Below are 24,112 nucleotides of genomic sequence, written 5' to 3'. Positions count from 1 at the left end.
GGCTGAAAGGCAGCGGCAATTACAATAATTATCGCTGTGAATACTGGATTATGTGCGCCACCTCACGCACAATAATCAGGCTGCGAATCAGCTTAATAACTTTGCCCCCACGCAGGGCGGAGGCGTCACACCTGCAGGAGAAATCATAAATGCCATCACTCAGTAAAGAAGCGGCCCTGGTTCATGAAGCGTTGGTTGCGCGAGGACTTGAAACACCGCTACGCCCGCCCGTGCATGAAATGGATAACGAAACGCGCAAAAGCCTTATTGCCGGTCATATGACCGAAATCATGCAGTTATTGAATCTCGACCTGGATGATGACAGTTTGATGGAAACGCCGCATCGCATCGCCAAAATGTATGTCGATGAAATTTTCTCCGGTCTGGATTACGTCAACTTCCCGAAAATCACCCTCATTGAAAATAAAATGAAGGTCGATGAAATGGTCACCGTGCGCGATATCACCCTGACCAGCACTTGTGAACACCATTTTGTCACTATTGATGGCAAAGCGACGGTGGCCTACATCCCGAAAGATTCGGTCATCGGCCTGTCTAAAATTAACCGCATTGTGCAGTTCTTTGCCCAGCGTCCGCAGGTACAGGAACGTCTGACCCAGCAAATTCTCATTGCGCTACAAACGCTGCTGGGCACCAATAACGTGGCGGTCTCTATCGACGCGGTGCATTACTGCGTAAAAGCGCGTGGTATTCGCGACGCGACCAGCGCCACGACAACGACTTCCCTCGGTGGTTTGTTCAAATCCAGTCAGAATACGCGCCACGAATTTTTGCGCGCTGTGCGTCATCACAACTGATTAAAAGGCAGGAACCATGGAGCGCAACGTCACGCTCGATTTTGTTCGCGGCGTCGCCATTCTGGGGATCCTGCTTCTCAACATCAGCGCCTTTGGACTCCCAAAGGCGGCTTATCTCAATCCCGCCTGGTACGGCACCATTACACCGCAGGATGCCTGGAGCTGGGCTTTTCTCGATCTTATCGGCCAGGTGAAATTCCTCACGCTTTTTGCGTTGCTGTTTGGTGCCGGTCTGCAAATGTTGCTGCCGCGTGGCAGACGTTGGATCCAGTCGCGTCTAACACTGCTGGTCTTGCTGGGCTTTATTCACGGTTTATTATTCTGGGACGGCGATATCCTGCTGGCTTACGGGTTGGTGGGCTTAATCAGTTGGCGACTGGTGCGCGATGCGCCATCGGTAAAAAGCCTGTTTAACACCGGCGTCATGCTTTATCTGATAGGGCTTGGTGTTTTGCTGTTGTTGGGGGTGATTTCCGATAGCCAGACCAGCCGTGCCTGGACACCGGATGCATCCGCCATTTTGTATGAAAAATACTGGAAACTTCACGGCGGCGTTGAAGCCATCAGTAACCGCGCCGACGGGGTAGGGAACAGTTTGCTGGCCCTGGGAGCGCAGTATGGCTGGCAACTGGCGGGGATGATGTTGATTGGCGCGGCATTGATGCGTAGTGGTTGGCTGAAAGGGCAGTACAGCCTGCGCCACTATCGCCGTACCGGTTTTGTGCTGGTGGCAATTGGGGTGATGATTAACCTTCCTGCTATCGCACTACAATGGCGGCTGGACTGGGCATATCGCTGGTGCGCCTTCTTACTCCAGATGCCACGAGAACTGAGTGCGCCATTTCAGGCGATTGGCTATGCCTCGTTACTGTTCGGCTTTTGGCCGCAATTAAGCCGCTTTAAGCTGGTGCTGGCGATTGCTTGCGTTGGGCGGATGGCGCTGACCAACTACCTGCTGCAAACGCTGATTTGTACCACACTGTTTTACCACCTCGGTTTGTTTATGCAGTTTGACCGTCTGGAACTGCTGGTGTTTGTTATTCCAGTATGGCTGGCGAATATTCTCTTCTCTGTTATCTGGTTGCGTTACTTCCGCCAGGGGCCGGTAGAATGGTTATGGCGTCAGTTAACCTTGCGCGCTGCCGGATCTGCATTATCCAAAACATCCAGATAACGATCTGGATCACATTCATTAACAAAATGGTTGTAACCGTTTCCATTGCTGTGACTCGATTCACGAAGTCCTGTATTCAGTGCTGACAAAATAGCCGCCAGCAAGCAGTAACTTACTGCAATCTCACAACAGGTAGTGAATATGATCACCATTCGTGATGTAGCGCGTCAGGCTGGCGTCTCTGTGGCAACGGTTTCCCGGGTGCTAAATAACAGCGCTCTGGTAAGTGCGGACACGCGTGAAGCGGTTATGAAAGCAGTGAGCGAGTTGGACTACCGACCAAACGCCAATGCCCAGGCGCTGGCAACTCAGGTGAGCGAGACTATTGGCGTGGTAGTGATGGATGTCTCCGACGCCTTTTTCGGTGCGCTGGTGAAAGCCGTTGATCTTGTCGCCCAGCAACACCAGAAATATGTGCTAATCGGCAATAGCTATCATGAAGCGGAAAAAGAGCGGCACGCCATTGAGGTGTTAATCCGCCAGCGTTGTAATGCGTTGATCGTTCACTCAAAAGCGTTAAGTGACGACGAACTGGTGCAGTTTATGGACAACATTCCTGGCATGGTGTTAATCAATCGCGTTGTGCCGGGTTACGCCCATCGCTGCGTTTGCCTGGATAATATCAGCGGTGCCCGAATGGCGACGCGCATGTTACTGAATAACGGTCATCAGCGTATCGGTTATCTTTCTTCCAGCCACGGTATTGAAGATGACGCGATGCGCAAAGCCGGTTGGATGAGCGCGCTGAAAGAGCAGGATATTGTTCCGCCAGAGAGTTGGATCGGCACCGGTACGCCAGATATGCCCGGCGGCGAAGCTGCGATGGTTGAACTGCTGGGGCGTAATCTGCAACTCACCGCGGTGTTCGCCTATAACGACAATATGGCCGCTGGCGCACTGACAGCGTTAAAAGACAATGGTATTGCTATTCCGTTACATCTCTCGATCATCGGTTTTGATGATATCCCCATCGCCCGTTACACCGACCCGCAGTTAACAACCGTACGTTATCCCATTGCTTCAATGGCGAAAATGGCCACCGAACTGGCATTACAGGGGGCCGCAGGCAACATTGATCTGCGTGCCAGTCACTGTTTTATGCCGACGTTAGTGCGTCGTCATTCTGTTGCTATACGCCAGAATGCGGCGGCGATCACTAACTCAACAAATCACGCGATGTAACCGCTTTCAATCTGTGAGTGATTTCACAGTATGTTAACAATGCAGTAGTTATGATTGCACCGTTTTAACGTTGTAACCTATGTGTAACAGTGGAAATTCACTTTTATCGAGGTATAGCGTCATAACAACAATTAAAGCTGTTTTCTGGAGCGTTACCGGACATGGAAGAACGAATTTTAAAACGTGAGCTTCGGCGTTCAGTAACACTTCATTAACCATACTGCCCCGCCGAGCATTTATCTCAAGCACTACCCTGCATAAGAAAAACCGGAGATACCATGAATAAGAAGGTGTTAACCCTGTCTGCTGTGATGGCCAGCATGTTATTCGGTGCCGCTGCACACGCTGCTGATACCCGTATTGGTGTGACGATTTATAAATATGACGATAACTTTATGTCTGTAGTGCGTAAGGCTATCGAACAAGATGCGAAAGCCGCGCCAGACGTCCAGTTGCTGATGAATGATTCACAGAATGATCAGTCCAAGCAGAACGATCAGATTGACGTGCTGTTGGCGAAAGGGGTGAAGGCGCTGGCAATCAACCTGGTTGACCCGGCTGCTGCGGGTACGGTGATTGAGAAAGCGCGCGGACAAAACGTGCCAATCGTTTTCTTCAATAAAGAACCTTCCCGTAAGGCGCTGGATAGTTACGACAAAGCCTACTACGTTGGCACCGATTCGAAAGAATCCGGGATTATTCAGGGCGATTTGATTGCTAAACACTGGGCGGCGAATCAGGGTTGGGATCTCAACAAAGACGGTCAGATTCAGTTCGTACTGCTGAAAGGCGAACCGGGTCATCCGGATGCAGAAGCGCGCACTACGTATGTCATCAAAGAGCTAAACGACAAAGGCATTAAAACTGAACAGTTACAGTTAGATACCGCAATGTGGGATACCGCTCAGGCGAAAGATAAGATGGACGCCTGGCTGTCTGGCCCGAACGCCAACAAAATCGAAGTGGTTATCGCAAACAACGATGCGATGGCAATGGGCGCGGTTGAAGCTCTGAAAGCACACAACAAGTCCAGCATTCCGGTGTTTGGCGTCGATGCGCTGCCAGAAGCTCTGGCACTGGTGAAATCTGGTGCACTGGCTGGCACCGTGCTGAACGATGCTAACAACCAGGCGAAAGCGACCTTTGATCTGGCGAAAAATCTGGCTGATGGCAAGGGAGCCGCTGACGGCACCAACTGGAAAATCGACAATAAAGTTGTCCGCGTTCCTTATGTTGGCGTAGATAAAGACAATCTGGCTGAATTCAGCAAGAAATAAGACTGATTGGGCGCAGTCATTCACTGCGCCCTTATTGTATGGCCAACAAGGTAAAATTATATGGTCAGCTCAACGACTCCGTCATCAGGAGAATACTTGTTGGAAATGAGCGGTATCAACAAGTCTTTTCCAGGCGTTAAGGCACTTGATAACGTTAATTTAAAAGTGCGACCACACTCCATTCATGCGTTAATGGGGGAGAATGGCGCAGGAAAATCGACATTATTAAAATGCCTGTTTGGTATCTATCAAAAAGACTCCGGCACTATTTTATTCCAGGGTAAGGAAATCGATTTTCACTCAGCCAAAGAAGCCCTGGAAAATGGTATTTCGATGGTACACCAGGAGTTAAACCTGGTATTACAGCGTTCGGTCATGGACAACATGTGGTTGGGGCGATATCCCACCAAAGGGATGTTTGTCGACCAGGATAAAATGTACCGCGAAACCAAAGCGATATTTGACGAACTGGATATTGATATCGATCCGCGTGCGCGCGTTGGTACGTTGTCCGTTTCACAAATGCAGATGATTGAAATCGCCAAAGCATTTTCCTATAACGCGAAAATAGTCATTATGGATGAACCAACTTCTTCATTAACTGAAAAAGAAGTCAATCATCTGTTTACCATTATTCGTAAATTAAAAGAACGCGGCTGCGGTATTGTCTATATCTCGCATAAAATGGAAGAGATATTCCAGTTATGTGATGAAGTCACCGTACTGCGCGACGGACAGTGGATCGCTACCGAGCCGCTGGCGGGGCTGACGATGGACAAGATCATCGCCATGATGGTTGGCCGTTCTCTTAATCAGCGTTTCCCGGATAAGCAAAACAAACCTGGCGAAGTGATCCTTGAAGTGCGTAACCTGACGTCACTGCGTCAGCCGTCAATTCGCGATGTCTCGTTTGATCTGCATAAAGGGGAGATCCTCGGTATTGCCGGGCTGGTAGGTGCGAAACGTACCGATATTGTCGAAACCTTGTTTGGGATCCGTGAGAAATCTTCCGGCACCATTACACTGCACGGCAAAAAGATTAATAACCATAATGCCAACGAAGCCATTAACCATGGGTTCGCGCTGGTCACCGAAGAGCGCCGCTCAACGGGGATTTATGCTTACCTGGATATTGGCTTTAACTCGTTAATTTCTAATATTCGCAACTACAAAAACAAAGTGGGGCTGCTGGATAATTCGCGGATGAAAAGCGACACCCAGTGGGTCATTGATTCGATGAGGGTAAAAACGCCGGGTCATCGTACGCAAATTGGTTCACTCTCCGGCGGTAATCAGCAAAAAGTCATTATTGGGCGCTGGCTGCTAACGCAACCGGAAATATTAATGCTCGACGAACCGACGCGTGGCATTGATGTTGGCGCGAAGTTTGAAATTTATCAATTAATTGCCGAGCTGGCGAAAAAAGGCAAGGGGATAATTATTATCTCCTCTGAAATGCCAGAGTTGTTAGGGATAACGGACCGTATTCTGGTAATGAGCAATGGTCTCGTTTCCGGCATTGTCGATACAAAAACAACAACGCAAAACGAAATTCTGCGTCTTGCGTCTTTGCACCTTTAAGATTAGGGGCTTCCCATGAGTGCGTTAAATAAGAAAAGTTTTCTTACTTACCTGAAAGAAGGTGGTATTTACGTCGTTCTTTTAGTTTTGCTGGCTATTATTATTTTCCAGGACCCAACATTCTTAAGTCTGTTGAACTTAAGTAATATTCTTACCCAATCATCGGTGCGTATTATTATCGCGCTCGGCGTGGCAGGGTTAATTGTCACCCAGGGAACTGACCTTTCTGCTGGTCGTCAGGTAGGGCTGGCGGCGGTGGTGGCGGCTACCTTGTTACAATCGATGGATAACGCCAACAAAGTATTCCCCGAAATGGCGACCATGCCGATTGCGCTGGTTATTCTGATAGTCTGTGCCATTGGCGCGGTTATCGGTTTGATCAACGGTCTGATTATCGCTTACCTCAACGTGACGCCGTTCATTACCACGCTCGGCACGATGATTATCGTCTACGGTATCAACTCGCTCTATTACGACTTTGTTGGTGCGTCACCGATTTCCGGTTTTGATAGCGGCTTCTCCACCTTTGCCCAGGGGTTTATTGCGCTGGGGAGTTTCCGGCTATCTTACATCACCTTCTACGCGCTGATTGCCGTGGCGTTTGTCTGGGTGCTGTGGAACAAAACCCGTTTCGGCAAGAATATTTTTGCTATTGGCGGCAACCCGGAAGCGGCGAAAGTTTCTGGTGTTAACGTCGGCCTGAATCTGCTGATGATTTATGCGTTGTCTGGCGTGTTCTATGCCTTTGGTGGGATGTTAGAAGCCGGACGTATCGGCTCTGCCACCAACAACCTCGGCTTTATGTATGAGCTGGATGCTATCGCGGCGTGCGTGGTGGGCGGTGTATCGTTTAGCGGCGGCGTGGGTACGGTCATTGGCGTGGTGACCGGGGTCATTATCTTTACGGTCATCAACTACGGTCTGACCTATATCGGCGTCAACCCGTACTGGCAGTACATCATCAAAGGGGCGATCATTATCTTCGCCGTGGCGCTGGATTCCCTGAAGTACGCGCGTAAGAAGTGATGTGAATTTGGGCATTACCGGATGCGACGTTTACGCCGCATCCGGCAGTTGGTGTCAAATGTCGGATGCGACGCTGGTGCGTCTTATCCGTCCTACTATCCGTCCTACAACGTTACCGGATGTTCTTTTTCTCCCTTCTTAAACTTCACTTCCCCGAGATCAATACAGCTAACCGGGCAAACGTGACCGCAAAGCAAACAACCGACGCATTTCTCAGTATTACAATGCGGCGTGCGTGTTTTCTCATCCCATTCCATCGCCTGGTGACCACCGTCGTAGCAGGAAATATAACAGCGCCCGCAGCCGACACACTTATCAAGATTGATATGGGGATAGACGATATAACTGCGGTCTAAATCTTCCGCCGGGACAATATTGTGATTCGCCAGACCCACCATCTCCTGTAACGAGTCAAATCCCTGATCGGCAAGATAATGCGATAACCCGCTCGCCATATCTTCCACAATCCGATAACCGTACTGCATAATTCCGGTGGTCACCTGCAGTGTAGCCGCGCCGAGCAATAAAAACTCTGCCGCGTCTTCCCAGGTTTCAATGCCGCCAATACCGCTGATCGGGAAATCGCGCAGCTCCGGATGCGTGCGCATTTGCTGAATAAAGCGCAGGGCGATCGGTTTCACCGCTTTACCGGAATAACCGGAAATACTCGATTTACCGTTAACGATCGGCATACCGATTTTCTGATTCAGATCGATATTGGTGATGGATTTAACGGTGTTAATCGCTGCAATGCCATCTGCACCGCCACGCTTAGCCGCCAGCGCCACTTCGCACATATCACCGATATTCGGCGTCATCTTCGCCAGCATCGGCAGCGTTGAACCACGTTTCACCGCCCGACAATATTTCTCTACCAGTTCCGGGCTTTGCCCGACATCGCTACCCATCGCATGAGAAGTCATCTGCGGGCAGGAGAAATTACATTCGATCATATCCGCGCCAGCTTCTTGCACCAGACGCGCCAGATCTTCCCATTGTTGCTCATTTTCCCCCATGATCGAGGCGATCAGCACTTTGTCCGGGTAATCCTCTTTCAGCCGACGCAGAGCGGTCAGATTCTCTTCCAGCGGATGTTCGGCAATCTGCTCCATATTTTTGAAGCCAATAAAACCGGTATCTTCTTTCACCAGATGATCAAAACGTGGCGAAACCTCGTTAGCGATAAAAAAGCCGATAGTTTTGAATACCACGCCGCCCCAGCCGGTGTCGTAGGCTTTGGCACACATCTCATAGCAATTGCCTACTGGCGAAGAAGAGAGGCAGAACGGGTTGGGAAACTTCACGCCGCAAAAGGTAATAGAAAGATCTTTCGTTAACATGAGCAAGCTCCCTCTAAATAGTGATGGATCGCCTCGGCGGCTTCTTTCCCGGTCTTCACGGCATAGACCACGGTTTTATCACCCTCAACAATATCGCCAGCGGCAAACAGTTGCGGGTCACGGGTCTGGTAATTTTTCGTTTCGATGGTATTACGTTGGGGTTCCAGTGTAGCAAAAGCGGTAAGTTCGGCATGTTGACCGATGGCGAGAATAATTTTGTCTGCCGCCATCGTCAGCTCGCCCGGTAAACGAACATGTTTAAACGTCACTTTATTGCCATCTACCGCCACAGGCGTAAAGCCATCGATAATCGATACCCCCAATTTCTGAGCACCGGTGAACTCTTTCTTGCTTGCCGGAAACACATCTAACTCTTCACGCGCCACGCAGGTCACCGCCGGACAACCGAGAACTTTCAGCGTACTGGCAACGTCCATCGCGACATCGCCGCCGCCAATAATTAATGCGCTTTGTGGAATGCTGATATCGCCTTGTGCCAGGCGTGCGCGTTGCAGGAAATCGACGGCAATCTCAACGTCGCTATGCTCAAACAGCGGCAGGGTGGAACCACGCGATAACCCCACGGTTACCAGTACCGCGCGGTTTTCTGCTTTCAGTTGCTCCAGCGAGAGCGTTTTGCCAATTTCACAGTTGCACTTAATAGTCACACCCATTTTTTCGATGCGGGTGATTTCCGCATCCAGCACCGACTGCGGCAAACGGAATTGTGGAATGCCGTTACGCAACCAGCCGCCTGGTTGTACTTCTTTTTCGTAAACCGTGACGTCGTAACCCAGGTTGGTTAGCGTCACGCTGGCCTGCAGCCCAGCAGGGCCAGCACCGATAACCGCTACTTTACCAAGCGTCTTACTGCCCGGTTGATAAATATCCATTCCGGTTTGTTGTTCGAAATCAGTAACAAAACGCTGTAAGCGAGCAATATCAATCGGATCATCGACACCTGCGCGGGTACAACCGCTCTGGCATAATTTTTCTGTGGGGCACACTCTGGCACAAACGGCACCGAGGGCATTATTTTCGCGAATAGTCTCGGCAGCGCCTTTAAAATTACGAAAATAGATTGAGCGAATAAATTTTCCCGGATCGGTTTGCGCCGGGCACGCCTGGCTGCAAGGGGCGTCGTGGCATAATAAACAACGAGAGGCTTCTTTAATCGCCAGTAAAGGCGTAAAAGCCGGAGCGAGTTCATCCAGATAATTTTGTTGCGGCATGTGATCTTCCTTAATGCTATGGGTAATTAAGGCGAACGTATAGTAAATATAACGTGCTGATATTAAGGCTAAGCGTGCGGGGGAATTTAAACTGTGAAAAGATTCACAAATAGCTGCGGTTCAGAATGTTATATCCGCAGCTTAGCGGGGGAAATAATAATTATTCTCAATAGTTAACAGTGGGCGAGAAATAATATTATCGGTAAAAAATAAGATAAATAATCATACCGATGGATAAAATACCGAAGCCGCTATACGCCACTATATAAGCAAAGAAGAGAGCGGGATTTTTTTCACGCCAGACATACACCGGTTCCGGCACATTTTTAACCCGTTTATCAATTGCGCCAGCACGCCAGCCTTTCCATGCTTCGCGAAAACAAAATACCGGGATAAGGAAAAAAACGGCAATGACAAAAAACTGCTGAACATCCATAACTACTTTCCTTGTTTCTTTTGTAATTCAAGTAACTGTTCTGGCGTGACGGCGGGATAACCCTGCGCATCTTCGGGCACCTGGTGCATTGCCGGAATAGGGACCAGTGGTCCTAAAAAGCGCGGTTCACGTTTAAAAATATAAAGGTCAGCCAGCGCACCGAAGCGGGCGGCAAATTCGCGAATACGTACTGACCACATATCTTTTGGTGACGGTACGGCATAACACTGCGCCTGAATACCCATATGCAGAGCGATAAATAATGCCCGCTCACAGTGGAAGCGCTGAGTAATAATAATGAAGTCGTTGGTATCGAACACCTTGCGTGTACGCACGATGGAATCCAGGGTACGAAAACCGGCGTAGTCGAGAACAATATCAGCCGGATCGACGCCAGCGGCAATTAAATCTTTGCGCATGGTCATCGGTTCGTTATAACTCTGTAATGCGTTATCACCGCTAAGTAATAGATAATTCACCTTACCGCTGTTATAGGCATTTATTGCACCCTGAATACGGTAGCGGTAATACTGATTAATCACCCCAGTACGATAATATTTTGCCGTGCCAAGTACCACGCCGACCTGGCGGTAGGGGAGATCCTGCAATTCATCGTAGATATAAGGCGCAGTTTTCCAGCTCATCCAGCGGTCGAGGCCGAGCACTGTCAACAGCAGCAAGCCGATCAGGACTAACAGGCTGTAGAACACGCGCTTTAACATGCTGAAAACTCGATCTTGGGGAATTTCAATCAGGCTACTTTACCTGTGGGCTTTGCGCAAGAAACGGCAAACTGTTTGCCGGGATTTTCGACACCAGGGTGAGTAGAAATGCCGGATGCGCTACGCTTATCCGGCCTACGAAATTTTGCACTCTGTAGGCCGGATCAGGCGTTCACGCCGCATCCGGCACCGGGCTTAAGCGAGAAGCACGCGGTCGATATTGTGACAACCGAGAGCTTTCAGCGTTGCCGAGGTTGCATCCCACTGAACCAGCGGCGCATCGGCTTTTTCTGCCAGAATCGCCCGCTGAATATCCGGGTAATCATAACCTTTGAGATTTAACAGAATTAATGCGCCCTGCAACGGCGGTAGAGTTGGGTTGAATGCGGCGTTTTCAGCATAGCTACCACTGAAAATACGACCGTCTTTGCATTCCAGCGCCACGCCGCTTGGAGACTTGCTGTAAGGCATGTGCGAACGGTTGGCCGCGGCAATTGCCGCCTGAGAAAGCGCATCGCCAGTCAGCGCATAGCCGTGATCCTGCTCGTCCATCAGCAGTGTCTTAATCTCCAGATCTTTCGGCCCAAAGGCATCCGGCAAATAGTCACGCAGCGCATGCGCTTCGCGGCCCGGCAGATGAATGCGTAGATCCAGCCCGCTGTTCAGTTCGTTCATAAACTGACGGCAGTGACCACAAGGTGTGTAGTTAACGGTGATGGCCGCGAGCGCTTTCTCACCGCTCAGCCAGGCGTGGCTGATTGCGCTTTGTTCGGCATGAACGGTTTGCTGCATTGTTGCGCCAATAAATTCCATATTGGCACCAAAATACCAGGTTCCACTCACGCCGCGCGCAATGGCACCAACATTAAAATTCGACAATGGCGTGCGGGCACAGGCCGCCGCCAGTGGTAGCAGTGCGAAAGCCAGCGCGTCTTCGTCCAGCCCCGTTGCGCTCTTCAGCGAAGAGACCTGCTCTCTGGTCAACAACGCGGGGAAATACTTATCTGCCAGAATGGGTTCCAGTGCAGATTGCAAGTTATCCGCAAGTTGGGCAAAAGCAGTTTGAAAACGTGGATGCATGGCGTTGCCTCATAATCATGTAATGGGATAACAGTTTACGAACCCATTATGGCTTTATATGTGATCTGAATCTCATTAATTATGCAACGCGTGAAACTTACATCAAAAATGCGCGACGCATCGCAAATTTTAGCCCATTACTGCCAGAATAATCGGGAAAAGAAATGGTGCAACCAGCGAGGTAATAATCCCGCATAACACCAACGCCAGCGAACTAAATGCGCCTTCCTGATAATCCAGCTCGGCACAGCGCGCTGTTCCGAGGGCGTGAGAGGCCGTCCCCATCGCCAGGCCACGCGCTGCTTTGGTACGAATACGCATCGCATTGAGTAGCGTATGACCAAACACCGCACCCAAAATACCGACAAAAATCACACAAACCGCGCTGATTGCCGGAATACCGCCAATACTGCCACCAACGGCCATCGCAATTGGTGTGGTAACCGATTTCGGTAATATTGATGCAGCGATTTCCGGTGAAGCGCCCATCAACAATGCTACGCAAGTCCCCGTCACCATCGCGACCACGCTACCGATAAAACAGATAGTGATGATGGATTTCCAGCGCGCGCGGATCTGGTGCAGTTGTTCATATAAAGGATAGGCCAGTGCGACCACCGCCGGTTGCAACAGATCGTTTAACACTTCGCTACCTTTAAAGTAGCTGTCGTAAGAGATGCCGGTCAGCATTAAAAAAGGAATGATCACCACCATTGCCACCAGCAACGGGTTAAGCAACGGAAACTTATACCGTGTTGCCAGTTTGCGGGCGGCAAAAAAGACAATCAATGTCAGCGGTAATGACCACCAGATATTCGCCATCATTTTTCTGATCCTTTCTGACCTATGACTTTACGTTCACCGTGTACCAGGTGCGAACTCCAGCTCACCACCAGAAAAACCACCAGCGTACTAATGGCACAGGAAACCACCACCGGGCCAAACTGTGCGCGTAGCAAATCAAAATATTGCATTACGCCTACGCCAATTGGCACAAACAACAGTGCCATATAGCGAATCAGTACGTAACACCCCGGATTGACCCACTTCGCCGGAAGAATTTGCAAGGCCAGCAGGACAAACAGGATTAGCATCCCGATGATGCTGCCCGGAATGGTTACCGGTAGCAGGGAAGCAATGAAAATGCCTGCATACAGGCAGGCATAAATCAGGACAAAAGCGCGTAAATATTGCCAGATAATGTTCAGTGTCTTACTCATAATCAACACCCCAGATGAGATGGATTCATCATACAATTAATCTATAAAATGTGCTACCGATCACATTAAGAAAACATCGCTTATTTTTCGCGCCAGGGCATGACGATGTGAGCAGCGAACTCAGGCATACCATACTTTTGCAGATCAGAAAGCGCGCCAGCCATACATCAAGCATAGAGAGGGATTGTAGTTTGCAGCAATCCCTCTCTGCAGACCTTTAATCCGTTGACCGGAGGCGCTACCATAGCGCCTCATTTTTTTGCGGGTGATGATATGCGTGTGTTACTGGCACCGATGGAGGGTGTGCTTGACTCCCTGGTGCGTGAATTACTGACCGAAGTTAATGACTACGATCTGTGCATCACCGAATTTGTCCGCGTGGTGGATCAACTGCTGCCGGTAAAAGTTTTTCATCGCATTTGTCCTGAGCTGCAAAACGCCAGTCGAACGCCTTCCGGGACACTGGTGCGGGTACAACTGCTGGGTCAGTTCCCGCAATGGTTAGCAGAGAACGCCGCCCGTGCGGTGGAGTTGGGTTCCTGGGGCGTGGATCTCAACTGTGGTTGCCCGTCGAAAACGGTTAACGGCAGTGGCGGCGGGGCAACGTTACTCAAAGATCCTGAACTTATCTATCAGGGTGCAAAAGCGATGCGCGAAGCTGTACCGGCGCATTTACCCGTCAGTGTGAAAGTGCGGCTTGGTTGGGACAGCGGTGATAAGAAGTTTGAAATTGCCGATGCTGTCCAGCAGGCTGGGGCTACGGAACTGGTCGTTCATGGGCGGACAAAGGAGCAGGGTTACCGTGCGGAGCATATCGACTGGCAGGCGATAGGCGATATTCGTCAGCGATTGGCCATTCCGGTTATTGCCAACGGAGAAATCTGGGACTGGCAGAGTGCGCAACAATGTATAGCTATCAGCGGTTGTGACGCGGTGATGATTGGGCGTGGGGCGCTTAATATTCCTAACCTGAGCCGAGTGGTGAAATATAACGAACCGCGGATGCCGTGGCCGGAGGTCGTTGCATTGCTGCAAAAATATACCCGTCTGGAAAAACAGGGCGATACCGGGTTATATCACGTCGCACGGATTAAGCAGTGGTTGAGTTATTTGCGTAAAGAATATGATGAAGCAACGGATTTATTTCATCATGTTCGGGTGTTGAATAATTCCCCTGATATTGCAAGGGCTATTCAGGCGATTGATATAGAAAAACTCTAAAAATCATCGACCCGATAGTCATAAGGGATAAGCCGGGGGGCAGGGGGAGGAGGTGATTATCCACCCCCTGCGTGCTCCTTGCGCCAGTGATTATATGAAGCAATGTACATGACAGGGGCGCAACAGGATGAGAGACTGAAATATCCTCGTTATTTTCGGAGCTGATGACATTAATTAATTTTAAAATATCATCTTAAATACGCCAGTCACCACCAGTAGCCCAATCAGGAAAATAATCAATACTGCCCAGAGTATAATTTTCATTGGCGTTCCTTTATTTGTGAGTGCTAAATAAGTATAGGAAAAAACAAAACCCTTTGCCGCCATTCATAAAGAATTAAGATAAATCGGAGAATATCATTCACTTACTTTATATTTTTCTGAATATGTCGCTTTATTGCCACTGATGTATTGCCACGCGAAACTAAAAAATATATCGCAACACACGGTAATCTCCGCGCACCTTTTCTTACCTGATTACTCCCCCATGAATCGTGATTCCTTTTATCCGGCAATCGCCTGTTTTCCGTTGTTACTTACTCTGGCCGGGTGTGCGCCTATGCATGAAACACGCCAGGCTTTAAGCCAGCAAACGCCCGCCACACATGTTGACACCGCATTACCGGTATCTCTGAAAAACGGCTGGCCGGACAATCAGTGGTGGTTGGAATATCACGATAATCAACTCACTTCCTTAATTAATAATGCCATACAGAACGCGCCGGATATGCAGGTTGCTGAACAGCGCATTCAACTGGCTGAAGCACAGGCGAAGACCGTCGCCGCCCAGGATGGTCCACAGCTCGATTTTTCTGCGGATATGGAACGGCAAAAAATGTCGGCAGAAGGGTTAATGGGGCCGTTTGCCCTGGACGATCCTGCCGCAGGCACTACCGGCCCCTGGTACACCAACGGCACCTTTGGTTTAATGGCGGGCTGGCATCTCGATATCTGGGGAAAGAATCGGGCGGAAGTGACTGCGCGCCTCGGTACGGTAAAAGCGCAGGCGGCAGAACGCGAGCAGACCCGGCAATTGCTGGCAGGCAGTGTGGCTCGTTTGTACTGGGAGTGGCAAACCCTGGCAGCTTTAAACACTGTCTTGCAGCAAATCGAAAAAGAGCAGAACACGATTATCGCGACCGACCGCCAGTTATATCTGCGCGGCATTACCTCGTCGGTTGAAGGTGTCGAAACCGATATCAATGCCAGCAAAACCCGGCAACAGCTCAACGATGTCGCGGGGAAAATGAAAATTATTGAGGCGCGGCTAACTGCGCTGACTAACAGCCAGACGAACGCCTTAAAACTGCATCCGGTTGCGCTGCCCAAAGTGGAAAGCAAACTTCCTGACGACCTGGGCTATTCTTTGCTGGCTCGCCGGGCAGACTTACAGGCGGCACACTGGTACGTTGCATCATCCTTAAGCACCATCGATGCGGCAAAAGCTGCCTTTTACCCCGACATCAACCTGATGGCCTTTCTGCAACAAGATGCGCTGCACTTAAGCGATTTGTTCCGTCATTCTGCGCAGCAAATGGGCGTTACGGCAGGTCTGACGCTACCTATTTTCGATAGTGGTCGTCTTAACGCCAACCTTGATATTGTGAAAGCCGAAAGCAATTTGTCGATCGCCAGTTACAACAAAGCGGTGGTTGAAGCGGTGAATGACGTGGCGCGGGCAGCAACTCAGGTTCAGACACTGGCGGAGAAAAATCAGCATCAGGCGCAAATTGAGCGCGATGCCCTGCGGGTAGTTAGTCTGGCGCAGGCGCGTTTTAACGCAGGTATCATCGCAGGTTCTCGCATCAGCGAAGCCCGAATCCCGGCGCTCCGTGAACGGGCGAACGGTCTGCTTTTGCAAGGGCAATGGCTGGATGCGTCCATTCAGCTCACCGGTGCGCTGGGTGGTGGTTATAAACGTAGCTGATGAGTATGCCCGTGGGGACGTTAGGTTTATCCAGTGTTTCAAATGCTGATCGAGATTGTGCAGCCACGGCGCAATCACCTGGCCTCCCGCGTAACCAATAGCGGTAAAAATCAGCGCCCAGGCCAGCGCGCCGAGAATATTCAGTGGCAGAAAGATTTTCGGTGGGAGCTGGCTGGCACCGATTAGCGTTGGGCCAATCACCCGAAAGCCGTACATAAAACGCGTGCCGATGACAAACAGATAAGGATGGCGCTGGATCAGCTTTTGTGCGCGCTCAATTTTGTCCTGATGTTTTGATAACCGGCGTAACAGTTTGCCGCCAAATCGCCGTCCGCACAGATAAAGCACCTGGTCGCCAATCATGCCGCCAAGCGCCACAGAAAGAACCACCAGTGGGAATTTTAATAATCCCTGATGTGCCGCAACGCCTCCCAGCAATGTCACGGTTTCACCCTCTGCCAGACTACCGAGCACCAGCGCGGCATAACCATATTGTGAGATGAGTGTATTGAGATCCATAGGTCGGTCTGTCTCCGTTTGATTGTCTGTAAGCATACACCCTGTGAATTGTTTACGCAGGAGAAGGCGTTTTATCACGCGACGCAAATTTTGCGTCAGAACAAAAAACAACCACAAGCTGACTTATACTTGAACTGTCAGGTTCATGAACTCACAACAAGGGGGCGGTATGAGCCATGTCTGGGGACTGTTTTCCCATCCCGATCGTGAAATGCAGGTGATTAATCGTGAAAACGAAACGATTTCTCATCACTACACCCACCACGTTCTGCTGATGGCGGCGATCCCGGTGATCTGCGCCTTTATTGGCACTACACAAATCGGCTGGAATTTTGGCGATGGCACTATCCTGAAGTTATCCTGGTTTACCGGACTGGCGCTGGCTGTCTTGTTTTATGGTGTTATGCTGGCTGGGGTGGCAGTGATGGGACGGGTCATCTGGTGGATGGCACGCAATTACCCACAGCGCCCGTCGCTTGCGCACTGTATGGTTTTCGCGGGCTACGTTGCAACACCGCTGTTTTTAAGCGGCCTGGTGGCGCTTTACCCGTTGGTCTGGCTGTGTGCGCTGGTGGGAACGGTGGCGCTGTTTTACACCGGCTATCTGCTTTATCTCGGTATTCCAAGCTTTCTGAATATCAACAAAGAGGAAGGTCTTAGCTTCTCCAGTTCGACACTGGCGATTGGCGTACTGGTGCTGGAAGTGCTGCTCGCCATTACCGTTATTCTGTGGGGTTACGGTTATCGCCTGTTCTAGAAAGTTCTTTTGTGCTGCATTGTTGGCGTAAATATCAGCAATGCAGCATTTCCTCACGATTCTCCTTTGACGATCGCACTTTTTGCTCGTTATGATGGCCTCGCCAGCCTCAGTAAATCCTTACTCCGGCGGTGCGCAACCCATGCGCGTGAACCACTATCTGAATGCTCATCATGCCGAAATTTCGAGTTTCTTTATTTAGCCTGGCCCTGATGCTGGCTGTGCCTTTTGCGCCTCAGGCCGTTGCCAAAACGGCAGCCGCGACTACAGCTTCGCAGCCGGAAATTGCCTCCGGTAGTGCGATGATTGTTGATCTCAATACCAACAAAGTGATCTATTCGAACCACCCGGATTTGGTGCGTCCGATTGCTTCAATTACCAAATTAATGACTGCGATGGTGGTGCTTGACGCACGATTGCCGCTGGATGAAAAACTGAAAGTGGATATCAGCCAGACGCCAGAGATGAAAGGCGTTTATTCGCGCGTGCGACTGAACAGCGAAATCAGCCGCAAAGAGATGCTGTTGTTGGCGCTGATGTCTTCAGAAAACCGCGCAGCGGCAAGCCTGGCGCACCATTATCCTGGTGGCTATAACGCATTTATTAATGCGATGAATGCGAAAGCGAAATCTCTCGGAATGAACAACACGCGCTTCGTTGAACCGACCGGATTGTCGGTGCATAACGTTTCAACTGCCCGTGATTTAACCAAACTGCTGATTGCCACCAAACAGTATCCGTTGATTGGTCAGTTAAGTACCACTCGCGAAGAGATGGCGACCTTCTCAAACCCGGCTTATACCTTGCCATTCCGTAATACTAACCACCTGGTGTATCGCGATAACTGGAATATCCAGTTAACCAAAACCGGTTTTACTAATGCGGCGGGGCATTGCCTGGTGATGCGTACGGTCTTCAATAATAAACCGGTGGCGTTGGTGGTGATGGATGCATTTGGCAAATATACCCATTTTGCCGATGCGAGTCGTTTACGCACGTGGATTGAAACCGGCAAAGTGATGCCTGTTCCGGCAGCGGCGTTGAGCTATAAAAAACAAAAAGCCGCCCAGATGGCGGCTGGGCAGATGGCTCAGAACGATTAAGGGTAGGCCGGATAAGGCGTTCACGCCGCATCCGGTATTAGGTGCCCGTGCCTGATGCGATGCCTGCGCATCTTATCTGGCCTACATCTGCATCAGGCATCCAGCCGTATTTACTCTACTTCCTGCCAGTTTTTTCGCTTGCTGGTTTTACCGATCCCCGGGTTCATACTGTTGGTCGGATCGTTCTCGCGATAAAACTTCTGCAGCGTCTCCGGTGCCTTATACAAATGACCAACGTTATGTTCGGCGGGATATTGTGCGCCGCGCTGCTGCAATAGTTCCAGCATCTGCTCCTTCAACGCATGCACATCCACACCTTTTTTAACGATGTAATCCTGGTGGAAGACGTAACACATAAAATGGCCGTAATAGAGTTTATGCACTAACTGGCTATCGATCTCCGGCGGCAAATGCTCATACCACTCGGTGTCATTACGACGCAGAGCGATATCCAGTGCCAGAATGTCTTCGACTTCATCGGAATGCACCGCCTGATAACGAATTGCCGCACCTGCTGCTGCGAAACGGTGCAAAAATGCTTTGCTGCCTTCCTCCGGCGTACAGACAAAGAAATCACCTTCCGCCTGTTTGAAATAATCCACCAGCCAGGATTTGGCTTCGCCAATGCCATCGCCCGCCATTTTTAACAGCAGATGATGTTCATATTTATCGCGCCAGCTTTTCATACGCGGGGGCAAATGGCTGGGGAACAGATGGCCGAATTTCTGCATCGCACGGTCGGTAAAATGCGGGCGGAAGAATTTTACTTTTTCCAGCATCGCATCGGTACGCCCTTTGATATTAAAGAAGAGTGGCATCTTGTCGGTGCCAAGTTTATCGATCATCAGGAAGGTGTCTTTGCCGTATTTTTCCGCGATATCGTAGATATCCCGGTGCATATATTCCCCGGCAACCGGCAGATTTTCAAAATTGGCCAGAATATGGCGGCGGATTTCGGTCAGGACTTCCGGCTGATTGGTGCCGATATAAAACACCTGCTGATTTTTCTCTGCTGCGAAAGTGTCGAGACGTACCGCGAATACCGCCAGCTTACCGGCGCAGCCGGAGGCTTCAAACAGTCGATCCGGGTCAGCGTTATAACGTGCGGGGGTGTCGGCTTCGATGTCACGCACGCGGTGAACATAATCATAATCGTGGGCGTGGCGGCCATCGTGGCGTACATCGTCATCTTTGATGCGATCGTCATCCAGTTTGCTGAGGATCTGCTCCGGCGTTTCGCCCAGATCAATCCCCAGATGGTTGACCAGCGTCAGTTTGCCGTTTTCATCAATGCGCGCGAACAACGACATTTCGGTATACGCCGGACCACGCTGTACCAGCGAGCCGCCGGAGTTGTTACAGATCCCCCCGATGACTGATGCGCCAATGCAGGATGAACCAATCACCGAGTGCGGTTCGCGCCCCAATGGTTTCAGGGCTTTTTCCAGCGAATAAAGCGTGGTGCCAGGATATGCCAGCACTTGCTCACCCTTGCCGAGAACGTGCAGTTTGTCGAGTCGCAGGGTGCTGATGATAACGATATCGCGATCATAATCGTTACCGTTTGGCGTGGAGCCTTCGGTCAGGCCGGTATTGGCGGCTTGCATCAGAATAATTTTGTCAGCGGTGACGCAGGCTTTCAGTACCCGCCACAACTCCAGTAGCGAGCCTGGGAAAACAACGGCCAGCGCGTCGCCCTGACCGGAGCGGAAGCCCTTGCGATAGCGGGCCGTTTTTGCGGGATCGGTGAGCAGGTGTGAATGACCCACCAGGCGGGCAAGTTCATTCAAAAAGGCTTTATTATCAGTTGTTGTCATGGAAGACATTTTCCACTCCTTGTGGTGGCGAAAAAACATCACAAACTAGAATAGCGCCTTGTACGACAATTCAGCGAGTGAATATTTTGAAAATTCAGACAATAAACAGAGCATTCTTTTTCTCTCTCCATCATGCTTATGGCAAACTACGGTTTTTGCACCATTTTCGCTGCCACGTCGGGCAACAGAGGAAGAAAAATCCATATGAAATGGCTATGTTCAGTAGGTATCGCGGTGAGTCTGGCCCTACAACCAGCACTGGCGGATGATTTGTTCGGCAACCATCCATTAACGCCCGAAGCGCGGGATGCATTCGTCACCGATCTGCTCAAGAAAATGACGGTTGATGAGAAAATTGGTCAGCTTCGTTTAATCAGCGTTGGCCCGGATAACCCGAAAGAGGCGATCCGCGAGATGATCAAAGATGGGCAGGTGGGGGCGATTTTTAACACCGTGACTCGCCAGGATATTCGCGCCATGCAGGATCAGGTGATGGAACTAAGCCGCCTGAAAATTCCTCTCTTCTTTGCCTACGACGTGCTGCACGGTCAGCGTACCGTTTTCCCGATTAGCCTTGGTCTGGCGTCCTCTTTTAACCTCGATGCAGTGAAAACCGTGGGGCGCGTTTCAGCTTATGAAGCGGCAGACGATGGCCTGAACATGACCTGGGCGCCGATGGTCGACGTCTCGCGCGATCCGCGCTGGGGACGAGCTTCCGAAGGTTTTGGCGAAGATACGTATCTCACCTCAATTATGGGTAAAACTATGGTTGAAGCGATGCAGGGCAAAAGTCCGGCAGATCGCTACTCGGTGATGACCAGCGTTAAACACTTCGCTGCTTACGGTGCGGTAGAAGGCGGTAAAGAGTACAACACCGTCGATATGAGTCCGCAGCGTCTGTTTAATGATTATATGCCGCCGTACAAAGCGGGGCTGGATGCAGGCAGCGGCGCGGTGATGGTGGCGCTGAACTCGCTCAATGGTACACCGGCAACTTCCGATTCCTGGTTGCTGAAAGATGTTCTGCGCGATCAGTGGGGTTTTAAAGGCATTACGGTTTCCGATCATGGTGCAATCAAAGAGCTGATCAAACACGGCACGGCGGCAGACCCGGAAGATGCGGTGCGGGTGGCGCTTAAGTCCGGTATCAATATGAGCATGAGTGACGAGTATTACTCGAAGTATCTGCCTGGTTTGATCAAATCCGGCAAAGTGACGATGGAAGAACTGGACGACGCCACTCGCCACGTGTTGAACGTTAAATACGATATGGGGTTGTTTAACGATCCGTACAGCCATCTTGGGCCGAAAGAGTCTGACCCGGCGGATACCAATGCCGAAAGCCGTTTGCACCGCAAAGAAGCACGTGAAGTGGCGCGCGAAAGCCTGGTGTTGCTGAAAAACCGTCTCGAAACGTTACCGCTGAAAAAATCAGCAACCATTGCGGTGGTTGGCCCACTGGCAGACAGCAAACGTGACGTAATGGGAAGCTGGTCGGCAGCAGGTGTCGTCGATCAATCCGTGACTGTGCTAACCGGGATTAAAAATGCCGTTGGTGAAAACGGTAAAGTGCTGTACGCCAAAGGGGCGAACGTTACCAGTGATAAAGGCATTATAGACTTCCTGAATCAGTATGAAGAAGCGGTAAAAGTCGATCCGCGCTCGCCGCAAGAGATGATTGATGAAGCGGTGCAGACCGCGAAACAAGCTGATGTGGTGGTGGCTGTGGTCGGTGAAGCTCAGGGGATGGCGCACGAAGCCTCCAGCCGTACCGATATCACCATCCCGGAAAGCCAGCGCGATTTGATTGCTGCCCTGAAAGCCACTGGTAAACCGCTGGTGCTGGTGTTAATGAACGGTCGCCCGCTGGCGCTGGTGAAAGAAGATCAGCAAGCCGACGCGATTCTGGAAACCTGGTTTGCCGGTACTGAAGGCGGGAATGCGATTGCCGATGTGCTGTTTGGCGATTACAACCCGTCTGGCAAGCTGCCGATGTCCTTCCCGCGTTCTGTCGGGCAGATCCCGGTTTATTACAGCCATCTGAACACGGGGCGTCCGTATAACGCCGACAAGCCAAACAAATACACTTCACGTTATTTCGATGAAGCAAACGGGGCGCTTTATCCGTTCGGTTATGGTCTGAGCTATACCACTTTCACCGTCTCTGATGTGAAACTTTCTGCGCCGACCATGAAGCGTGACGGCAAAGTGACCGCCAGCGTGCAGGTGACAAATACCGGCAAACGCGAAGGGGCGACGGTTGTCCAGATGTACTTGCAGGATGTGACGGCTTCCATGAGCCGTCCGGTGAAACAACTGAAAGGCTTTGAGAAAATCACCCTGAAACCGGGTGAAACCCAAACCGTCAGCTTCCCGATCGATATTGAGGCGTTGAAGTTCTGGAATCAGCAGATGAAATATGACGCCGAACCCGGCAAGTTCAACGTCTTTATCGGCACTGATTCCGCACGCGTTAAGAAAGGCGAGTTTGAGTTGCTGTAACTCTTTATGAAGGGCGCGACGTTTGCGCCCTTTGCCTGATGCGCTGCGCTTATCAGGCCTACAGGTTGCAAACACCCTGTAGACTGGATAAGGCGCTCACGCCGCATCCGGCAGGAAAACGCGGGCAGTATTTCCCTCTTCAGTATTTATCTGATTCTGCCACTGAATTCGTCCTGTCAGGCTAATCCCGTCATTATCAACTATGCTTTTTTCTTAATTCTCTGAAAACAACAGTAAAAGAATGAGGAAAGCATCATGCCACTCTCAAAGCTCCAGGCCGGTTCACTGGTTTTGATAGCCGCCGTGAGCCTGCCGCTACAGGCGGCTTCCCCCGTTAAAGTCGGTTCGAAAATCGATACCGAAGGCGCACTGCTCGGCAACATCATTTTGCAGGTGCTGGAAAACCACGGCGTTCCCACGGTAAATAAAGTCCAGCTTGGCACCACGCCAGTGGTGCGCGGGGCGATTACTTCGGGCGAACTGGATATTTACCCGGAATACACCGGCAATGGTGCTTTCTTCTTTAAAGATGAAAACGATGCGGCATGGAAAAACGCGCAACAAGGCTACGAGAAGGTCAAAAAACTCGATGCAGAGCAAAACCAGTTAATCTGGCTGACGCCCGCACCTGCGAATAACACCTGGACCATCGCCGTGCGTCAGGATATGGCAGAAAAAAACAAACTCACTTCGCTTGCCGATCTCAGTCGTTATCTGAAAGACGGTGGCACCTTTAAACTGGCGGCCTCGGCAGAGTTTATTGAACGCGCCGATGCGCTGCCCGCTTTTGAAAAAGCCTATGAATTTAAACTCGATCAGGATCAGTTGCTGTCACTGGCAGGTGGCGACACGGCAGTGACGATTAAAGCCGCAGCCCAGCAAACGTCCGGCGTTAATGCGGCGATGGCCTACGGTACTGACGGCCCGGTAGCAGCGCTGGGGCTACAAACATTAAGCGATCCGAAAGGTGTCCAGCCAATTTACGCGCCTGCGCCAGTGGTGCGTGCGTCGGTGTTGAAAGAGTATCCGCAAATGGCGCAGTGGCTACAGCCTGTCTTCGCCAGCCTCGATGAAAAGACGTTGCAGCAATTGAATGCCAGTATTGCTGTAGAAGGGCTGGACGCGAAAAAAGTGGCTGCCGACTACCTGAAACAAAAAGGGTGGACGAAGTAATTTCC

General features: G+C 50.7%; 21 protein-coding genes and 1 pseudogene. 12 read left to right on the top strand and 10 right to left on the bottom strand.

All coding sequences use genetic code 11. The annotated features are described in order from the left end of the window. Positions 1 to 149: 149 nt before the first annotated feature. The 6 genes from folE to mglC all read left to right on the top strand — a co-directional run bounded on the left by folE (position 150) and on the right by mglC (position 7,058). Positions 150 to 818, top strand: coding sequence for a GTP cyclohydrolase I FolE (gene folE / locus C7B16_RS05805; protein WP_107179474.1), 669 nt, complete (start codon positions 150 to 152; stop codon positions 816 to 818). 16 nt (positions 819 to 834) lie between these two features. Further along, the gene (gene yeiB / locus C7B16_RS05800; protein WP_105263642.1) at positions 835 to 1,992 is read left to right on the top strand and encodes a DUF418 domain-containing protein YeiB; all 1,158 of its coding nucleotides are present in this window, start codon (positions 835 to 837) and stop codon (positions 1,990 to 1,992) included. A gap of 141 nt (positions 1,993 to 2,133) precedes the next feature. Then, the gene (gene galS / locus C7B16_RS05790) at positions 2,134 to 3,174 is read left to right on the top strand and encodes an HTH-type transcriptional regulator GalS (RefSeq protein ID WP_000628623.1); all 1,041 of its coding nucleotides are present in this window, start codon (positions 2,134 to 2,136) and stop codon (positions 3,172 to 3,174) included. Between the two features lie 278 nt (positions 3,175 to 3,452). After that, the gene (mglB, locus tag C7B16_RS05785) at positions 3,453 to 4,451 is read left to right on the top strand and encodes a galactose/glucose ABC transporter substrate-binding protein MglB (protein WP_001036961.1); all 999 of its coding nucleotides are present in this window, start codon (positions 3,453 to 3,455) and stop codon (positions 4,449 to 4,451) included. Between the two features lie 60 nt (positions 4,452 to 4,511). Continuing rightward, positions 4,512 to 6,032: a galactose/methyl galactoside ABC transporter ATP-binding protein MglA gene (gene mglA, locus C7B16_RS05780; RefSeq protein ID WP_000255047.1), complete on the top strand. Its 1,521-nt coding sequence runs from the start codon at positions 4,512 to 4,514 to the stop codon at positions 6,030 to 6,032. A 15-nt stretch (positions 6,033 to 6,047) separates the two neighbouring features. Further along, positions 6,048 to 7,058, top strand: a complete 1,011-nt coding sequence (gene mglC, locus C7B16_RS05775) for a galactose/methyl galactoside ABC transporter permease MglC (protein WP_001275110.1) — start codon at positions 6,048 to 6,050, stop codon at positions 7,056 to 7,058. 104 nt (positions 7,059 to 7,162) lie between these two features. Here mglC and preA read toward each other — a convergent pair whose 3' ends face one another. The 7 genes from preA to C7B16_RS05740 all read right to left on the bottom strand — a co-directional run bounded on the left by preA (position 7,163) and on the right by C7B16_RS05740 (position 13,088). Continuing rightward, positions 7,163 to 8,398 carry an NAD-dependent dihydropyrimidine dehydrogenase subunit PreA gene (preA, locus tag C7B16_RS05770; RefSeq protein ID WP_000956081.1) on the bottom strand — a complete coding sequence of 412 codons (1,236 nt, stop codon included), beginning with the start codon at positions 8,396 to 8,398 and terminating at the stop codon, positions 7,163 to 7,165. Further along, on the bottom strand, positions 8,392 to 9,630 hold the full coding sequence (locus tag C7B16_RS05765; protein ID WP_107179473.1) for an NAD(P)-dependent oxidoreductase: 1,239 nt from the start codon (positions 9,628 to 9,630) through the stop codon (positions 8,392 to 8,394). Before C7B16_RS05765 ends, preA begins: the two co-directional genes overlap by 7 nt. Before the next feature lie 196 nt (positions 9,631 to 9,826). After that, complete coding sequence (locus C7B16_RS05760) at positions 9,827 to 10,066, bottom strand: DUF2542 family protein (protein WP_001516705.1); 240 nt, start codon at positions 10,064 to 10,066, stop codon at positions 9,827 to 9,829. A gap of 2 nt (positions 10,067 to 10,068) precedes the next feature. After that, positions 10,069 to 10,788, bottom strand: coding sequence for an outer membrane permeability protein SanA (gene sanA / locus C7B16_RS05755; RefSeq protein ID WP_000920076.1), 720 nt, complete (start codon positions 10,786 to 10,788; stop codon positions 10,069 to 10,071). A gap of 195 nt (positions 10,789 to 10,983) precedes the next feature. Beyond that, complete coding sequence (gene cdd / locus C7B16_RS05750) at positions 10,984 to 11,868, bottom strand: cytidine deaminase (protein ID WP_000553575.1); 885 nt, start codon at positions 11,866 to 11,868, stop codon at positions 10,984 to 10,986. A gap of 129 nt (positions 11,869 to 11,997) precedes the next feature. Next, a complete protein-coding gene (locus C7B16_RS05745; protein WP_000968214.1) occupies positions 11,998 to 12,693 on the bottom strand; it encodes a CidB/LrgB family autolysis modulator in 696 nt (231 codons plus the stop codon). After that, on the bottom strand, positions 12,690 to 13,088 hold the full coding sequence (locus C7B16_RS05740) for a CidA/LrgA family protein (protein ID WP_001516704.1): 399 nt from the start codon (positions 13,086 to 13,088) through the stop codon (positions 12,690 to 12,692). Before C7B16_RS05740 ends, C7B16_RS05745 begins: the two co-directional genes overlap by 4 nt. A 273-nt stretch (positions 13,089 to 13,361) precedes the next feature. Between C7B16_RS05740 and dusC the strand changes: the two genes are divergently transcribed. Then, positions 13,362 to 14,309, top strand: a complete 948-nt coding sequence (gene dusC / locus C7B16_RS05735) for a tRNA dihydrouridine(16) synthase DusC (protein WP_001264859.1) — start codon at positions 13,362 to 13,364, stop codon at positions 14,307 to 14,309. 180 nt (positions 14,310 to 14,489) lie between these two features. Here the strand turns inward: dusC and yohP are convergent, their stop codons facing one another. Then, positions 14,490 to 14,573, bottom strand: a complete 84-nt coding sequence (gene yohP / locus C7B16_RS25235) for a small membrane protein YohP (RefSeq protein ID WP_000691708.1) — start codon at positions 14,571 to 14,573, stop codon at positions 14,490 to 14,492. 223 nt (positions 14,574 to 14,796) lie between these two features. Here yohP and mdtQ point away from each other — a divergent pair, with 223 nt between their 5' ends. Further along, entirely contained in the window at positions 14,797 to 16,236 is a 1,440-nt protein-coding gene (gene mdtQ / locus C7B16_RS05720; protein ID WP_107179472.1) for a multidrug resistance outer membrane protein MdtQ, read from the top strand. Positions 16,237 to 16,263: 27 nt separating this feature from the next. On the opposite strand, the pseudogene C7B16_RS05715 reads toward mdtQ, so the two are convergent. Beyond that, a pseudogene (locus C7B16_RS05715) lies at positions 16,264 to 16,755 on the bottom strand (DedA family protein); the annotation flags it as partial. A 169-nt stretch (positions 16,756 to 16,924) separates the two neighbouring features. Between C7B16_RS05715 and C7B16_RS05710 the strand changes: the two are divergent. Beyond that, positions 16,925 to 17,512, top strand: a complete 588-nt coding sequence (locus tag C7B16_RS05710) for a Yip1 family protein (protein WP_010379386.1) — start codon at positions 16,925 to 16,927, stop codon at positions 17,510 to 17,512. 173 nt (positions 17,513 to 17,685) lie between these two features. Beyond that, a complete protein-coding gene (gene pbpG, locus C7B16_RS05705) occupies positions 17,686 to 18,615 on the top strand; it encodes a D-alanyl-D-alanine endopeptidase (protein ID WP_001516701.1) in 930 nt (309 codons plus the stop codon). Positions 18,616 to 18,725: 110 nt separating this feature from the next. On the opposite strand, the gene dld is transcribed toward pbpG, so the two are convergent. After that, positions 18,726 to 20,441 carry a D-lactate dehydrogenase gene (gene dld / locus C7B16_RS05700; protein WP_000097358.1) on the bottom strand — a complete coding sequence of 572 codons (1,716 nt, stop codon included), beginning with the start codon at positions 20,439 to 20,441 and terminating at the stop codon, positions 18,726 to 18,728. A 195-nt stretch (positions 20,442 to 20,636) separates the two neighbouring features. Between dld and bglX the strand changes: the two genes are divergently transcribed. Next, entirely contained in the window at positions 20,637 to 22,934 is a 2,298-nt protein-coding gene (gene bglX, locus C7B16_RS05695) for a beta-glucosidase BglX (protein WP_107179471.1), read from the top strand. Positions 22,935 to 23,189: 255 nt separating this feature from the next. Further along, positions 23,190 to 24,107 carry a glycine betaine ABC transporter substrate-binding protein OsmF gene (osmF, locus tag C7B16_RS05690; protein ID WP_105263672.1) on the top strand — a complete coding sequence of 306 codons (918 nt, stop codon included), beginning with the start codon at positions 23,190 to 23,192 and terminating at the stop codon, positions 24,105 to 24,107. The last annotated feature ends 5 nt before the right edge of the window (positions 24,108 to 24,112 follow it).

Origin of the sequence: Escherichia sp. 20412-1, assembly GCF_003027595.1 — a bacterium.
Lineage (GTDB): Bacteria > Pseudomonadota > Gammaproteobacteria > Enterobacterales > Enterobacteriaceae > Escherichia > Escherichia marmotae.
This window is presented reverse-complemented; position numbering and strand designations above follow the sequence as displayed.

Excerpts from the sequence above, each read along its gene's own strand:
- folE (WP_107179474.1), top strand. The coding sequence starts at position 150 with ATGCCATCACTCAGTAAAGAAGCGGCCCTGGTTCATGAAGCGTTGGTT.
- yeiB (WP_105263642.1), top strand. The coding sequence starts at position 835 with ATGGAGCGCAACGTCACGCTCGATTTTGTTCGCGGCGTCGCCATTCTG.
- galS (WP_000628623.1), top strand. The coding sequence starts at position 2,134 with ATGATCACCATTCGTGATGTAGCGCGTCAGGCTGGCGTCTCTGTGGCA.
- mglB (WP_001036961.1), top strand. The coding sequence starts at position 3,453 with ATGAATAAGAAGGTGTTAACCCTGTCTGCTGTGATGGCCAGCATGTTA.
- mglA (WP_000255047.1), top strand. The coding sequence starts at position 4,512 with ATGGTCAGCTCAACGACTCCGTCATCAGGAGAATACTTGTTGGAAATG.
- mglC (WP_001275110.1), top strand. The coding sequence starts at position 6,048 with ATGAGTGCGTTAAATAAGAAAAGTTTTCTTACTTACCTGAAAGAAGGT.
- preA (WP_000956081.1), bottom strand. The coding sequence starts at position 8,398 with ATGTTAACGAAAGATCTTTCTATTACCTTTTGCGGCGTGAAGTTTCCC.
- C7B16_RS05765 (WP_107179473.1), bottom strand. The coding sequence starts at position 9,630 with ATGCCGCAACAAAATTATCTGGATGAACTCGCTCCGGCTTTTACGCCT.
- C7B16_RS05760 (WP_001516705.1), bottom strand. The coding sequence starts at position 10,066 with ATGGATGTTCAGCAGTTTTTTGTCATTGCCGTTTTTTTCCTTATCCCG.
- sanA (WP_000920076.1), bottom strand. The coding sequence starts at position 10,788 with ATGTTAAAGCGCGTGTTCTACAGCCTGTTAGTCCTGATCGGCTTGCTG.
- cdd (WP_000553575.1), bottom strand. The coding sequence starts at position 11,868 with ATGCATCCACGTTTTCAAACTGCTTTTGCCCAACTTGCGGATAACTTG.
- C7B16_RS05745 (WP_000968214.1), bottom strand. The coding sequence starts at position 12,693 with ATGATGGCGAATATCTGGTGGTCATTACCGCTGACATTGATTGTCTTT.
- C7B16_RS05740 (WP_001516704.1), bottom strand. The coding sequence starts at position 13,088 with ATGAGTAAGACACTGAACATTATCTGGCAATATTTACGCGCTTTTGTC.
- dusC (WP_001264859.1), top strand. The coding sequence starts at position 13,362 with ATGCGTGTGTTACTGGCACCGATGGAGGGTGTGCTTGACTCCCTGGTG.
- yohP (WP_000691708.1), bottom strand. The coding sequence starts at position 14,573 with ATGAAAATTATACTCTGGGCAGTATTGATTATTTTCCTGATTGGGCTA.
- mdtQ (WP_107179472.1), top strand. The coding sequence starts at position 14,797 with ATGAATCGTGATTCCTTTTATCCGGCAATCGCCTGTTTTCCGTTGTTA.
- C7B16_RS05710 (WP_010379386.1), top strand. The coding sequence starts at position 16,925 with ATGAGCCATGTCTGGGGACTGTTTTCCCATCCCGATCGTGAAATGCAG.
- pbpG (WP_001516701.1), top strand. The coding sequence starts at position 17,686 with ATGCCGAAATTTCGAGTTTCTTTATTTAGCCTGGCCCTGATGCTGGCT.
- dld (WP_000097358.1), bottom strand. The coding sequence starts at position 20,441 with ATGTCTTCCATGACAACAACTGATAATAAAGCCTTTTTGAATGAACTT.
- bglX (WP_107179471.1), top strand. The coding sequence starts at position 20,637 with ATGAAATGGCTATGTTCAGTAGGTATCGCGGTGAGTCTGGCCCTACAA.
- osmF (WP_105263672.1), top strand. The coding sequence starts at position 23,190 with ATGCCACTCTCAAAGCTCCAGGCCGGTTCACTGGTTTTGATAGCCGCC.